This is a genomic window from Bradyrhizobium sp. Mp27 (assembly GCF_029953005.1).
Lineage (GTDB): Bacteria > Pseudomonadota > Alphaproteobacteria > Rhizobiales > Xanthobacteraceae > Bradyrhizobium > Bradyrhizobium barranii.
In genome coordinates, this window is record NZ_JASAUS010000164.1 from 1 (window position 1) to 14,480 (window position 14,480).

9 protein-coding genes and 1 pseudogene are annotated in these 14,480 nt (G+C 60.9%); all 10 read right to left on the bottom strand.

Annotated elements, in window-relative coordinates; translation table 11 throughout:
• Positions 1 to 30: 30 nt before the first annotated feature.
• The 10 genes and pseudogenes from QJT78_RS42455 to QJT78_RS42500 all read right to left on the bottom strand — a co-directional run bounded on the left by QJT78_RS42455 (position 31) and on the right by QJT78_RS42500 (position 14,009).
• Positions 31 to 753, bottom strand: coding sequence for a hypothetical protein (locus QJT78_RS42455; RefSeq protein ID WP_281460599.1), 723 nt, complete (start codon positions 751 to 753; stop codon positions 31 to 33).
• Positions 754 to 1,925: 1,172 nt separating this feature from the next.
• A pseudogene (locus QJT78_RS42460) lies at positions 1,926 to 2,233 on the bottom strand (nucleotidyl transferase AbiEii/AbiGii toxin family protein); the annotation flags it as partial.
• Positions 2,234 to 2,938: 705 nt separating this feature from the next.
• Positions 2,939 to 3,979 (bottom strand): pectinesterase family protein, encoded by a 1,041-nt coding sequence (locus tag QJT78_RS42465; protein ID WP_028153422.1) that lies wholly within the window; start codon positions 3,977 to 3,979, stop codon positions 2,939 to 2,941.
• A 218-nt stretch (positions 3,980 to 4,197) separates the two neighbouring features.
• Positions 4,198 to 5,493: a glycosyl hydrolase family 28 protein gene (locus tag QJT78_RS42470; RefSeq protein WP_240537739.1), complete on the bottom strand. Its 1,296-nt coding sequence runs from the start codon at positions 5,491 to 5,493 to the stop codon at positions 4,198 to 4,200.
• Positions 5,494 to 6,444: 951 nt separating this feature from the next.
• Positions 6,445 to 6,735: a hypothetical protein gene (locus QJT78_RS42475; protein ID WP_014497834.1), complete on the bottom strand. Its 291-nt coding sequence runs from the start codon at positions 6,733 to 6,735 to the stop codon at positions 6,445 to 6,447.
• 514 nt (positions 6,736 to 7,249) lie between these two features.
• Entirely contained in the window at positions 7,250 to 8,419 is a 1,170-nt protein-coding gene (locus QJT78_RS42480; protein ID WP_028143996.1) for a Wadjet anti-phage system protein JetD domain-containing protein, read from the bottom strand.
• Between the two features lie 2 nt (positions 8,420 to 8,421).
• Positions 8,422 to 9,420, bottom strand: a complete 999-nt coding sequence (locus tag QJT78_RS42485; protein ID WP_281460600.1) for an SbcC/MukB-like Walker B domain-containing protein — start codon at positions 9,418 to 9,420, stop codon at positions 8,422 to 8,424.
• Positions 9,421 to 9,431: 11 nt separating this feature from the next.
• On the bottom strand, positions 9,432 to 11,855 hold the full coding sequence (locus QJT78_RS42490) for an ATP-binding protein (RefSeq protein ID WP_240537740.1): 2,424 nt from the start codon (positions 11,853 to 11,855) through the stop codon (positions 9,432 to 9,434).
• Positions 11,852 to 12,490, bottom strand: coding sequence for a DUF4194 domain-containing protein (locus tag QJT78_RS42495; protein ID WP_011084789.1), 639 nt, complete (start codon positions 12,488 to 12,490; stop codon positions 11,852 to 11,854). The genes QJT78_RS42490 and QJT78_RS42495 overlap by 4 nt, the downstream gene beginning before the upstream one ends.
• Entirely contained in the window at positions 12,480 to 14,009 is a 1,530-nt protein-coding gene (locus QJT78_RS42500) for a Wadjet anti-phage system protein JetA family protein (protein ID WP_014497837.1), read from the bottom strand. The genes QJT78_RS42495 and QJT78_RS42500 overlap by 11 nt, the downstream gene beginning before the upstream one ends.
• Positions 14,010 to 14,480: the final 471 nt, after the last annotated feature.

Below are 14,480 nucleotides of genomic sequence, written 5' to 3' on the forward strand. Positions count from 1 at the left end.
TGAAGCTCTTGCCCGGGAAACAAACTCAAACTAACAGTCCCTTGTCCTGCCTCGCGGGTGGAGGAATTTGACTGACCACACCCGGAGGAATTTGAAGTGACCCGCGGGGACGAACCGGCCTGCCAATGGCTGGGCGGCGCTGGCATCGATATGTTGGGCCCGTGGATCTGCTCGCCAAGCCAATCCCAGGCGCCCGCGCGGGCTAGCTGGCGTTGCGGGAGGACCCTGCAGTGCATGCGGCTGTCGAGCAGCTTCCCAAGAAGGCTGGCCCGGATCCTCAGGAGGCCTCAATCCAAGCGCCCTGTTCGCCTCCAGGATTTGCTCGTATCCGCCAAGTTTGACCAGATCAGCATGGATCTTCTTGTCGTTGGTTTCGCGCCTGTACTCCTCGAGATCCCGGACAAACGCGGGGGTGGAAAGTCGGCCGGCCATCGGTGGCCTATCATGGGTCCGCAGCCACTCACTCAGCTTAGACATGCGGCGAGCTTGCCTGTCGATCGTCTTCGGCTCGATCCTGTGTGTTGCCTTTTCCGCCGCCGCCCACATGTGGATGAGGGTTGCGTCCGCGCCGTGAGGAGCCAGTCGGCGGAGATCAGGCGCCAGGGCGTTTCCGGCACCGACCTCACGGAGCTTCTTCAAGGCCGCCTTGATGCGCGTGCCGCGGCGGCCTGCGTACCTGTCGACCTCCTCATCGAGCTCAGCTTCCAGCTGGTGGTTTTCCACCTCCGGATTGTCCTGCTGCGCGTTTTCCAATTCCCGGCTATTCGATCCGCAATTGAGGGCCTGCCGTGCTCGCTCAGGAGCACGCTCAAATGGCGCAAATCGGTTGCCGCATTCTTGATCGTGCCGTCGGTGAGGTTACCCGCCGCCTTGTTTCGGAAATCTTTAATGAGCTCCTCATCGGCCGCAGGGACCCCGCGCGTCCGGCCCGGCTGCCTCGCATAATCAATTCGTAAATTCGTCGAAAAGACGTCAGATTGCCCAGCGTCGCGCGACGAATTTTCACTGCTGCTCCGGCCAAGCGCCTTGCCGATTCCCGACTTGAAGCGTGACCATAATCTGCGGCTTTTTCCGCTTTTGGCCGACGCGGCAGACTCTGCGTCCGGAAAGCTTTAGCGCGCGCTGCTGAACAGATCATCTCGCAAACTAGACTGCGGCACTTGCGTCGCAGCGGTAAGCTGAAAGCTGGGAATGTCTACGCTCCGGCGCGTGTCGCCTAGCGCACTCTCCCTAAAAGTGGAGTGCGGCGGCGCCCGCATCGAACCGCCGAAATCGTCCCGCCGGACTGCTCGACCACCTCCTGCGGGAGGCCGATCAGGTGAAGTTGACTTGCTTTGATCAGACGGATCGAGATGCAAATCCTCCATACGCTTCTCAAAGTCGCCTTGCTCGCTTGAGTCGCCCCGTCGCTGACCCGCCCGCCCCGGCAGCGCGGCGTACTCCCGCATCCAGGCTCCTGAATCGAAGAATGGGTCAACCGGATCCATCCTGCTCTCCTCATGTTTGTAGAGACCCTGCAGCAATCCGTACGGCCTGGATTACGGCGAGATTGCAGCTCTTCAGATTCTCGATTGTTGTAGCCGCAACCTTTCAAGAAGCTGACGAGATCAGGATATTGCTGCGCGCGAGACCGGCGTCGCATCGGCACCCGCCTGACGACGGACGGAGTTGCTCCAATTTTATCGCACCTCTTCGCCGGTTTCGTGTTCGAGCTGACGAAATTGGTCGACCGATCTAACAATGGATCGCCGGTCGATCGTGCGCCGAATTCAAGCATCACGGCGGGACTTACATAGCCGCTACCGTCTCCAATGGATCATACGTGACGTGCATCTTGTCGTCCTTGGCATCAATTTTGGTAGTGAGCTTGTCCTATTGCAGGCGTTCATTGATGACGCACAACGTCTTTTCCTTGACGCAGACCGGAGGCGTTCTCGCGCGTTGGCACTTTTGCTTTGACTGCGGTTCTGAGGGACCAAATTGTCCACCGGGTCCGGAGCTGTTGCTCGAATGCCGTATGTGAGATCCACGTCGTACGAGAAACGGCGAATTGCGCCGTAAGCCTTCGAAAGGGACGTTCCGCTCGGAGACGAGATTCTCGCCCAGTGGCGACGAGCGCGTTCAGGCATCAAAACGACCCCAAACATTCTTTTTCGAGAAGATGTGCAGGGCGTCCTGAGTTCGCAGCAGTAACGGTGCCTGGCAAGCCAAGTTGGCAATGAAGATCCGGCAGACTTCGATTCGCTCACTTCAATCGGGCTCAGTCTTTGACTGAGGGACCGCAAGGCTTCTCTTGCAGTTTCGGGACCGCCCCGCTCGAAGCGCGCACGACCTCACCTGCACGACGGCTTGGCCATCGTAAGCTGCCAACGCGGTGCATGCTTGAACTCCACAACTTGCTTGCCAAGATGGAGCTCGCGGAACGCCCCCGAAGTCAAATAAACCTGCCGAACAGTCTGCGGCCTCGTCAACCGAGTTGGTTGGCTGAGGCAGCGCCTCCGTAACCGATGATTTCGCCGCGGCGCGCCTTGGTCTCCTCAACAACTTTTCGACCGACTGAGCTCTCGTTCCGAAGCAACTTTCGACGGGGCGCAGATAGGCGCCCTCGCCTCGCGCACGGGAATTTTCGTCGCTCACCGACCGAACGAATATAGCCGCGAAGCATCAGCCCACTTCGCTCTCCGGAGATCTGCGCAAGGCGCTGAACAGGCAAATCAGCCGTTCCCGAGCGATGACGACGTGCTGACGTGACGGTCCGTAGAGCTTGCCGACACTGATCCGCCAAAACGGACAAGATGATCTGCGAGCTGAAGCGGGCGCATGTGGGTGGACGGCGAACAGATGAGATCGTCGCGCCGGCCCCCCTTTCCGTCGGTTTGGCTCCGGCGGCGGTTGGGTTGCTGTACAAGACTCTCCATCACAATCAGGCTCGCTCCCCTCATTCATCCGAGGATCGCCGTGGAACCCCTTCACCGTGAACATTGCTCTTTGTTCGAACCTGATGGTTCGTGGGCAGCCAATCTGTGACACCCGCGAAGAACACTCTCAGCGACCATCTCGCAGCTTCGCCATCTTTCAGTTGATGGGAATGAGGCTCGCGGCCTGATGGGTTAGCACCGATGCCGAAGGATCTATATTCGGCATAATAGCTCGTGCTCAACTTGTTGGTCTCGCCGGGAGCCCATTCGCGCCAGCCTTCCGCAATCACTCGTGCATCTATCTTTGTCGACAGGAAGACCACTGTGGCGTAGGAGCGCCAGGGGCGGCCAAGCGCGATATAGCGCGCAGCAGGGTCGGCACTTAGCCTGCAATGATCAAAAACATAGCCACTGTCCTCATCCGGCGTTGCCTTGCTCTGAGCGGTATAGATGACCGCTTGATTGGCGATGCCGTGCAATTCACATTGCCGGAACCAGGCCTTGGCGTTGCCAAATATGAAATCGACATGCCCTTCGATGTAGCAGTTCGAGAAGTATTGTCGTGACATTCTACCGTTTGGTCCCTTGCCGGCAAACAGCGTGTCCTGGGCGCCGAGCAGGCGGACGCGCGTAATGACGTCCCTATCTCCGGTAACGGACAGCGCTACCGCCTGCGAAGGTGGATTGGCCGGATTGAGGGCATAGTCGTTCTGAATGGTCAGATTCTCGAGCCGGAAGTCATCGCTAGGGGCATCCAGCGTCGCCGAACGGGCCGTTCCTCCTACATTGACCGCGCCGTCGCCATACACAATGACCGTATCCTCCGGCTTGTTGCCAGTCCCTGCGAGATGAACACCGGATTTCGTGATTTTAACCTTCTCGCGATAGATGCCTGGCGCGATCCGGACGTTTCCGCCTTCCGCCGGCAATGCGTCGATGGCTTGCTGCACGGAGTGATAGTCTGCATTTCCGGCATGCGACACCAACAGTGGATGAGCGTACGCCGCGGCGATGCAGAAACATCCCGCCAGAAGTGCAGCGGAGGAAACGAAAATTCGCATGTGATCTTACACTTCGTTTCTCAGCGGGATAGCCGTCGCGCATCGACACAAGATTTTCATCGCCAAATCAGAACCTGCGTCACCTTGACATTTCCGGCCCTGCAAAACTGTCGGCCAATAGCAACCAACTCGGGACATGAGCCCGACCTTCGTCAACACCAGTAATCTTGGCCCCAGATGCGGAACTCACCACCTGAGTTCGGCGCCGCGTGTAGTGCTTACCGATTGCCGTCGCGGAATGCCTTGGAACATACCTCCGATCCGCGCAGCGGCGGTTGTGTAGCTCGTCCGGGCAGCGGGGGCCATACGTCAGAGTGATTTGCGCTGACGTTCGCATGTTCAAGTTGCCAAGTCGCGGAATTGGCAAATCGAACATCTTCGAGTGTCACGTCCAGGGCATGCCGCTCGTCTATGCCGCGCATCAGCAGCACACCAGTGTCGCCATGCACATGACGGAGAACGATTTGCCGATAGACCGGAATCCTCGTGCCTTGAGCGCGCGGATCATATTTTGCATCGAAAGCCAGCGGCCACCGGTTGCCCCTCAGGCACACGTACTCATAAGTCACGTTCTCGACCAGACCGCCTCGACCAACATCGCTCTTGATGCGCAGGCCCGACGTCGTACCATCCAGTGTCAGATTACGCACCAATATGTCTCTGGCCCCGGAATTCACCTCGCTGCCGATCGACATGCCATGCCCCCAGCCGAAATAATTATCAATGATCGAGATATGGCTGCTTGAACCATTGTCGCCGGCCTTGATTGCGACGTTGTCGTCACCCGTACGGATCCAGCTGTGGGTGATGGTCACATCCTGACTGGCGCCAAGATCGATGCCATCGGTGTTGCGGGCATCCGCCGGCGAATCGATCGTGAGGGCCCAAAACGTGGCACCTTCAACCCGGTTCATCGCGACATGAAAATTGGCAGCGTTGCGCAAGGTGACACCAGAGAACGTGATATCCTGCGCATGATCGACCTGGATCAAGCGTGGGGCGTTCTGATTGCCGCCCTGGGCTTGGGCGCGGCGGGCTAGCTGCCACCAGGTTTCCGCGCCGCCGATCAGCGCGCCGCCCTGACCATCGATGATGCCCTCTCCGTAGATACCGCCGCCGCGCGTTTTAGAAAAGCTGATGAATGGCCGGCAACCGTCGCCCTTTTCCGCAATGCGACCACATTGTCCGAGGCCCTTGTCGTAAGCGGCAGGTTCGGGGATGGCGATCAGTGTCGCACCGCGTCCGACCCATAAGGTCACGCCCGATTTCATCTCGAGTGGACCTGAGTGAAACTCGCCGCGCCCGAGATAAACTGCAGCGCCATCGGGGCAATGTTCAATGGCCTCCTGTAGGCTAACTGTATCGTTCTTGCCGGAAGGCACAGGGCGATCACAGACCGTATCAGGTGCAACAGGTTCGGCGATAGTCCGGCGGTCTTGCGCTTTTGCGGCGGGGCCGACAACCATGGAGGCGAGTATGGACAATAGGGCCCAGTTGCGAAAACGCTTTGTCATTGACCTGCTCGTGCTTTTGTCACGCGCATCATTGTCGCGTGCCTTTTCTGGTATTGAGCGCTGGCTTGATCGAGTCGCCGCGTGCGTCACTGGCGCGCACAAGATGACATTTATCCGACGCAGTAGACGCCTGGACTTGAGATCGCGCAGCAGCACCTTGCCTATGCGCGAAAAAGATGAAGCGTTTTGCGATAGTACGAAAATCCAACAACTTCGTAACGTCAGCCTGCTCACACTGATTGAGCTCCCAACCGGTCCCCGATTTCATTTGTGCAACTCCAATTGCGCGTGAGTCCACGCAGCCTCTCGTCCAGGATCGGTGGGCAGTGAGTATTCGGGAAAGCTTTCGAGAAGCTGACGAGGCTACGGCCGGCACCGGATCGCATTCGCACCGGATCCCCTCTTCCTGGTGTCTCACGAATTTTTAGATGACTGCCGTTACCCGCCCTGTTCCGGAGTGATCGCTTGCGGGACATAGTCAGTGAGTTCCGTCATCATCCATGCGATGCCGGAGGCATGGTCGGCTTCCGCGGTCAGCACCGCTCGGCACGTCGCCTGCCCAACGGCCATAGCGGACCATCGTGGTCATTGAACGCGCCCGCTCGCGCCCCCTCCATGGACGCCTAATCGGAAATTTCAACGACTTAAAGACGGACAAGACGACCGAACTGGCTGGAAGTGGAGAGCTCTTGACACTCGATTCAGGACATCTACGTGAGCAGCCCCGAAACAGGAGGCTCTAGCCAAAGACGCGGCGATACGTCCCCTATCTGGTGCTGCTCTGCGCGCATCCCTGGCGGACGCACCGCGATCAGCCAAAAAGCCGAGCCTATCGGCAAGGCCGCACCTAATTGTCCAGTTCGCCCGCCGGGTTCGCAACACCATGCGTCTCGAGATCTTCGCCAGGTCCGTCCCAAAACCTGTCGCCGTTAACGTGCGCGGCGGCAGCTTTCAGCGGTCCCATCGAGGCGAAAACGCCACGGCAGCATCCGGGTTAACAGGATTATCGAGGCTTCGCGATTTAGGCGGCCGTGCGTTGCGTATTGAATTGTTTGCCGCAGAGTTGCGCTGGCGTTCATCGATCGAGACCGCTCGACACTCAAGCCTCCGCTCCAGATCCGCCAATCCTGCCTTACATTCGGCGACAACCGATTGGGCGCGAAGCAGCTTGACCTTGAGCTCGTCCTGTTGCCTGAGTATGTTCTCAAGATCCCAATCGTTCTGCATTAGCTCATTGACCATCTGCAAGCCCCGATGCAAGGCCGACACCTAGCTTCAAGAGCGCAGGCTCTGCATGTCGCAGATGCCCCACCCCGAACCATGGGCTAATCCGATGCCAAACGATCGTCCTGAGGACGCCTTTACGCTGGCGTTCTTGCTGAGAACCACCATTCGTTGCGAGCCCCCAAGACAATCGGCTTCTGCCCGGCAAACCGGAGCGCGATCCCAAGATGGCAGAGTTCGCGAGGCAGGCGCCCGGTTTGGAAAGCGCATCGGGGGACCTCTGCCATCGATCAAGCGGGCATATTTCATCTCAATACTTCAACCGGATGCTGAACGAGCATCATAGTCACAGGTGGTTTCGTCCCATCTTCAAGCAACTGGCATGCCAATGCTGGTTGAGCGTTTTTATGAAGAAACGATGTCGGTTTGCCCGCAGCACGTAGTTGCGGGCGGTGCTGTTGTCGCGCTTGAAACAAATGACGTCCTGAGCGAGACAGCCAAAGCAGCAACCACGAGCGTCCGCGCGCATTTTCTAATGAAACTCTGGCAGGACTGGATCGAGTTCTTCCTGCTCGAGCGTCTTGGCTCCATCTTTCGCCAGGTACGCTGCCAGAGCTGCGATACCGGAGTCCGGTGGACATCGAGCGGGTGCGGATTTTTTGAACGGCACTTGTCCCAAACGCTCGGCAACTTCGACACTCATGAGGTGGGCACGGATCGGCCGGTCGACGGCGCGCTCGATGGTGTGGAAGATCCAGGTGCCGTCCGGATCGATGTCCGACCAATGAAAGATCGGCGTCTGTTCGGATACCAATCCTGCGATCGTCCGCAGCGCCTGCTGGGTGGCAAGCGAGGGGTACCCTCCGACATACATGGTCGTTCCTAATCGGCCGGGGTCCGCCTCGGCGATGTGCCGGTTGAAGCTTGCGAAATTTTCGATCGTTAGCACGTAGGCCGGCGGCTCCCGGAAGCGGACGCGATCTGCTTCCTTGGGAGTGATTCCGAGATACAGCGGAGAGATTCCGGAGAGGTCGGCTCCATCGAGGTCGATCTTGCCCGCGATCAGCAGCGGTGGCGCGAAGCGCTCAAGGCCGATTGCCCGGAGCGCCTCGCGTGGCCGCGCGCCGGGGGGAAACTCCAGGATGCCGCTCAGGAGCCGCACGACCGCGCCTTCGATCCGTTCGAGCGTTTTGCTGTGCCCCACCGTTCGTCTCGAGAAGGTCTTGTAGTCGACGCCAAGATGTTTGTTAGCCAGGATGGCCTGGGCGAGAACGAACGCGTCGCGCAGTGTCTCGACATCGGACGAAGCGAACCCGTGCCACGTTTTCCCCCGCCCCCATACCTCGGCGACTTGGGAAGCGCTGTTCTTCAGAGAGTCGTGCATCGCCGCCCCGGCGACAAGCCGCACAGCGGCATCCTCCGCGATGCGCGACGCGGGGGTACGGCGGAGATATCGGTATAGGATCTCCGCCGAGGCCAGCCGCACATGTGCCACTTGGTCGCGCATGGGGCCCCGCCCCCAACCAAGGGAGACCGCGCCGGCGCTTTCGGCTTCCCTGATCTGTTTCAGGAAGGCGTCCGCCGCGACTACTGATGGGAAAGCGGGGTAGTCCGGGTGGGCGATCGGGCTTGCGGCCCCCGCCTCGAAGCGGTTGAGCAGGTCGTTCAGCAGGCCGATCGCATCCGTGAAACGCCGAGCCATGGCTACTCGGCGGCCAGACGGGTGGCGAGCTCATCTTCGGACATCAGGTCCGGATCGATGGCCATCAGCTCGCGCTTGGCCTTCTCTTTCAGTTCCACCACAGTGGCCCTGGACTGCTCGCCGATGCGGTCCACCTCCACGATGGTGTCCATGTGCTCGAGCACGGCGACGCGCTTCTCGAACGGCGCCGCGATCACGAACTGCAGGCCGAGGTTTTTGTAAAAGCTCATCATCTGCCGCTGGTTCTTGCCGTCCATCTTGGAGAAGGCCTCATCGAACATGGCGAGCGCGAAACCGGCGGGCTTGCCGGCACGACGCTCCGCGCTGCCGTAGACGGCGGCCAGCGAAGCGCCGATGGCAACGTAGATAGGCACCTGTTGTTCGGCGCCAGACCCGGTGCCGCGCCGCTGCTCCCAGCGGGTCGAGCGGCCGGTGGCAACATCCTCCATGTGGATCTCGAAGGTGTAGAAGTTGCGGTAGTCCTCGAACTGGGTGAAATCCTTGTCGGGGTCCTCGAGCAGCGCCTCGAGTGCGACGATCGTATCCTTGTGCGGGAAGTCATCGGGCACGTCGCCCCGGAACAGCATATCGAGCGCCTCCGGAGAGGTTTTGGCGATCTCGATGATCTTCAGGATGGGCTGGAATTCCACCATCTGGGTGCGATGGAATGAATATCGCTCGTTATGGAACGGATGTGCGTAGAGGCTACGGTTCAACGATTGCAGCTCCCGCTCCATCTTTCCGATCCGGGCCGTGAGCGCGTTGATGAACTCGCCGCGCAGCAGGGTAGAGGCCTTTTCCGCCGCATCCCGCGCCTGCCTTTCGTACTGGCGCAGCTCATTGGATTCGATATCCGAGATCAGCTGCTCCATCCATGGCTTCACCTCCCGCAGCGGCTCGCTTTCCGCACCGACCTGCGAACTCATCCCGAACTGGTCGAAGTAATCGTAAAGAAGCTCGCGGACCCGTCGCTCGATCCGGGCGCGCTCGTTGTCGGACACATTCGCATCCTTCAAGGCCTTCTCGGCGATGGCCCGGTGTTTCTCAGCGAAGCCCTTTTGGGCTGCGGCATCGAGGCGGTCGCGGTAGACGGCCCTGCCTTTCGCGGTGGAGTAGAGTGGGAGGAAATGCGGTATATCGACCGGGCGACCCTGAGGTTGAGTTCGGAGCCGGGCACGTTCTCGCCCTCTCCGAGCCTCCTCTCCGCCGACCTGACCTCGCCGTCATGCTCGCCGAACGCCTTCTGCTGTGTCTTTCTCTCCTCCAGCCTCTTCTCCTTCAGCTTTTGCTGCGCCCTCTTTTTGTCGCGAAGCCCGCCGTCCCCCGCGCCGTCGAGGGCATCGAGCCTGGCCTGAGCTTCAGCGACCTCAGTCTGCGCGGCCGCGAAGGCGGCCGCGCAAGCCCCCAGATCATTACGTCCCTCGCAGATGTTCTTCAGAGCGGCAAAAGCCTGCTCCGCGGCATGGGCCTCCTTCCCCTTGTCGATCAGGATCCGACCCAGCTCCTCGGCCTGATCCTGCAGGGATCGCAGGGCGTTCGCCTGGGCTGCCTTTCCGATCTTATACTGCGAGGATTCGATCCAGCGATGGCTCCGGACGAGTCCGTCGTCGTAGAGGCCGTCCTTCATTATCGCCCGGCCGGGCCTGTTGAACTGGTCGAGCGTGTCGGCGAGACGGACGTTGCCGTAGCGGCGCATGATGAAGGCCATCGCGTCCGGATCCTGGCTCCGGAAGATCGAGGGGAAAGTGCCGCGCTCCGGCTTGGCCCTGAACTGCTCGAGCTTGTTTAGGCTCACGAGCGATGCATGGCGAAACTCGCGGCGACCTTCCTTGAAGATTGACGTGGCGGCGCTGATATCCGCTCTGTCCACGAACACGGCTTCCCGGTCGCGACCGAGGAGCGCCTCGGCGGCTCCTACCCACTCGGGTTCGGCGACTTCGATGATGTCGCAGAGTACGCGCGGGACCATTCCACCCTGCCGCAGCCTGCGGCAGAGGAGTTCAGTGTCGTCGCCGAGATAGGCGCGCGCCCCTCCGGCGGCGTGCTGTCGGATCCGTTCGAGCACCTCGTCGCGCCTGCCGCGGAGGCCGGAAAGCTCCGCGATGATCCTTTGACGCGCTTCGTCGATCTTCGGCAGCCATTTGGCGCCGCTTGCCGCGAAGGACTTCTCGGCCGCGGTGACCTCGTCGGAGACGCCCCCGATGTCGGCCCCGGCGGTGGCGGTCAGAAGACGCTCAAGCGCAGGAACGAAGTCCTCGAAACCGTCCGCGCACATCGCGCGTAGCGGCTCCAGGCGACGGATGTTCTCCATGCGAGCCTTGAAGTCCGCCGAGGCGCGGTGCGCCGCCTGCCCGGCCACATCGGCGGTCTGCTGCAGGGACTTTCTGCCGGTCTTGGCATCGTGCTCGGCGATCGCGGCCGTGAGGCGTTCGATCTCCTTATCGATGGCCTTGACGTCGTCGTCGATGAATTCGAGTTCTTTTGCTGCGGCGTCCCGGCGCGCCATCTCGGTACGCCGCTTGGTCTTGAAGTCCAGGTTTGTCGCGCGCGCCGCGAGCCAAGTCGCGCGTTTTGCGACCCATTCCTCCCTGAACTTGGTCTCGAGCGCCTCTTCAAGCGCGGCGAGGACGCCCCGAAGCGCCCTTAGGGCTTCGAGCCTGAGGCGCATTTTCCGGATGGTCTCGCTGATGTTGCGGTATGTCTGGATCGACTCGCGCAGCTCCTTGATGCCGATCGGACTGTCCTCGAGGATGTAGTTCCGCACGAACTGCGTCGCCGTCTGGTTGTGATCGAGCGTCATCGCGTTGACGATTGATTTCTGCAGGGCGCTGGCGTTCTGTTCGCCAAAGGACGAATGCGGCAGAAGATGGCGCATGTACTCGCGGACATAGTCGCTCGCCCGGTCGCGATGATTGACGAAGTTGCCTTCGCCGACCGCTGCGACGATCCGGGCGCGCACGTCCTCCCACTGCGCCGGGAATTGCGACTTTCCTCGCTGCTCGATGAAGTCCTTGGAGCTCAGAACGGTCCCGACGGCGACGAAGAGTGCCAGCACGGTCTCCCTGCTGTCGGACTTGCGCGCCTCGAGCGCCATGCCGATCGTGACCGGTGACCGGGCGCCTTCCGTGTCTTCGAAACCGAGCGCGATGTAGGTGCGCGCCTCGTCGCGCCGGCGCTGATCTTCGCCGAGCGTCCCAAGGCAGTAATCGACGACGCTGCGCTTCGAGCCGCTGCGCGATTTTCCGCTATCGCCGGCGACCGCGTTCAGGCGCAAGAACCGCCGGCTCCCGCCGGTGAGAACGACCTGTGCCATGTCGAGGATTGTGGATTTGCCGGACCGGTTCTCGCCCAGGACCCCGACGTGTCCCCTCACGTCGATGTCGGCGACGTCGAATAGGTGCCAGTTCACCATCGTCAGGTGGCGTAGCTCCATCATGCCTCGTCTCCTGCGGGCTGCGGAAACCGCGCCTCCTCGCTACGGACGTAGCGCTCGAGCCGTTGGAGGGCATCGCCGCCACTGATCAGCTTAATCATCGGACGGATCCTGATCTCGCAGTCCTGCTGCTCGTCGTCAAAATCACCGATCTCGACCAAACTGCGTTGGGCGACCTCGCGCAGGATGTCCCGGAACCGGGCGGCCGAGATCGCGCCACCGCCGCCGTGTTGCGCCATCTCGCGGTAGCGATCGAACAGGTCGTTCAAAGTGGCCACTACGACGGCCCGGTCCTCGACTGCTCCGACGTTCACCTCCTGCTGCCAGTATGCCGCCAGCACCAGCATGACGATGGTTTCGTCGAGCTTCATCCGGGGCAGCGGCACGTCCTCGTCCATGGCGACGATGCCGGCCCACTGCGCCTCCGGATCGCGGTGGACGCGGTATCCGCAACTATCGAAGAAGCCGTCGACCACGTCGCGGAAGCGGCCGTCCATGATCGTGTTGTAGACTGTCCCGGTCCGGGGGTCTCCCGCGAACACGAACTGCCGCCGTAGCAGGAAGTGCTGCGCTTTGCGGAGGTCGGCTGCCTTTTCCGCGCCGAAGGAGCGCTCGACGTTTTCGAACTCACTGAGCATGAGCCGCCCTCGCCTTCCGGAGTGCGCCCGATCGCTTGACCAGGAAGTTGGCGCAACGGAGCCATTCGCTGTCGTGTGGGGGCGTGTCGGGGCACGGTTCGAGTTCGAACCCGGCCGCGACCTGCGCCGGAACCTCGCCTGTCAGCGCATATCGGCGGGCGCAATCGAAGGCGAGAAAGTCGTCCACGGTATCGATTTCCATGAAGCGGGCTTCCCTGGTCGCGAATGGCGGCACCTGCCCCTCGAGGAATCGTCTGACATCCTCGGGGCGGGGCGCGATGCGAGCGATGTACTCGAGGCGGAGCTTCTTGCGCAGTTCATACAACGGATCCGACGGCGGCTCGGCGAGCTCCCTTGCTTCGACGGGACGGCGCGGCTGCCTGGCCGGCGCCTGATGGTGCTCCGACCAGGGCGACCGCAGCGGCTCGATGCTCCATTCGATTGTCGCCTTGTGGTGCCTGCCGTCGCGCAGTAAGGCATCCAGGCGCCGCACCAGGTCGCCGGCCCGGCCGACGAGTCCCTGCCCGCCCCGCTCGGCGTACTTAATGGTGTTGCGGACCCGGGCTTCGAGCTGCCTGCGGAAGGCCTCGATCCTGTCGAACATCTCCCCGATCTGATCGAAGATGCTTTCGATAGCCAGCAGGTCGTCGGCCGCGGCCATTCGACCGTCCTCGATGTCGGCTGCCATGCTGGAAGCTATGTACTCCTCGGCGAGGACCTGCATGGTTTCCGGGCTGTAGGAGATCCTCCGCGCGAGATCGACGATGGCGTCGCGGAAGCGGTATGGATGGTTGACGGTGAGGATGGACTCGAAATCCTTCAGCAGGAGCTGTTCGATGAACTCCTCGAAAAAGGCTTCGAGCCGGGTAGCGACTGTTTTCGACTCCATGACGGTCCGTCGGACGCGCTTCAGGTCGGCCAGAATGGCCCGCAGACTCTTAGTGAACTGGTCGGCCTGATTGCGCGCCTCGCGGACGGCGAGCGCGGCTTCGCGCTGCTTGCGGTCGGTGATCTCAGGCCTCAGTTTTTCGACGGCCTCCAGGTTGAGGCGGATTTGCACGATCAAGCCGCCGAATCGCTGCGAGAGATCCTTGTTGAGGCTCGCGAGCCGTTGCAGCACGAGCAGCGGTCCCATAGCCATGTCCACAGTGACGCGAAGCCCGTATTCCTCCTCTTCAAGCCATCCCCAGACGAGCAGCCGGGCGTATAGTTGTCGGGCAAGACCGAGCGCCTTGTCGCCCTTCTCGGAAGCGAGCGCGACGTCGGCCTTCCGGATCCGGCGGCGTCTCGCGGAGATCATTTCCGGCAGGCTGCCGAAATCATCGCCCTCGTTCCAGAGGACGGGGTTGGCGCGCATGACGTCGTAGATGGCGTGGACCACCTGCTGCGGCGTCGGGAACGACGGCGCGCCTGAAAAGAAGCGTTCGTGCAGATCCAGCAGACACGCTGCGTACAGGTGCTTGTGATCGCGCGAAAAAGCTAAAAAGGCGTCGTCATGCAAATGGCGGAACAAGGTCAATGACGCGGCTCCTGGCCCGACCTCATCCTGAGTTGGCGGCACTAAATGCACGGCCTGCCGGGCAAAATGTTAGTGAGAGTGGGTCTTGAAAACACAACCGGAAGATCAGTTCTTAGTATGTTCTAATATAGCTTTCCAGCTCAATCGCTGTCGAGACTCCAAAGGTCCGATCGGAGCTAGTGTCCGGTCTCAGATCGGGAACAATCCGGCCTCAAGTCATTGAATTTGTTGTTGTTACTATTGCGGCAAAATGGATACAAGGAGTTGCTTGGCACGATAGTGATACGAACGTTCGACATGTCGAGGAGGCTCTCTCGCCCACCGGCAGATTCGAGCCCAGCTCTACATCGATCATCAGCTTTAGCCCGTCCTATTCGTGAGAGTGCGGCTTTTGGGCCCGATTGATGCGGCCGCACATCTTGTCTGACGAGGCGCACAGGATTGCCTTCGGCTTTTCGCCGCCTGACGACC

Excerpts from the sequence above, each read along its gene's own strand:
- QJT78_RS42490 (WP_240537740.1), bottom strand. The coding sequence starts at position 11,855 with ATGATGGAGCTACGCCACCTGACGATGGTGAACTGGCACCTATTCGAC.
- QJT78_RS42480 (WP_028143996.1), bottom strand. The coding sequence starts at position 8,419 with ATGGCTCGGCGTTTCACGGATGCGATCGGCCTGCTGAACGACCTGCTC.
- QJT78_RS42495 (WP_011084789.1), bottom strand. The coding sequence starts at position 12,490 with ATGCTCAGTGAGTTCGAAAACGTCGAGCGCTCCTTCGGCGCGGAAAAG.
- QJT78_RS42465 (WP_028153422.1), bottom strand. The coding sequence starts at position 3,979 with ATGCGAATTTTCGTTTCCTCCGCTGCACTTCTGGCGGGATGTTTCTGC.
- QJT78_RS42475 (WP_014497834.1), bottom strand. The coding sequence starts at position 6,735 with ATGGTCAATGAGCTAATGCAGAACGATTGGGATCTTGAGAACATACTC.
- QJT78_RS42470 (WP_240537739.1), bottom strand. The coding sequence starts at position 5,493 with ATGACAAAGCGTTTTCGCAACTGGGCCCTATTGTCCATACTCGCCTCC.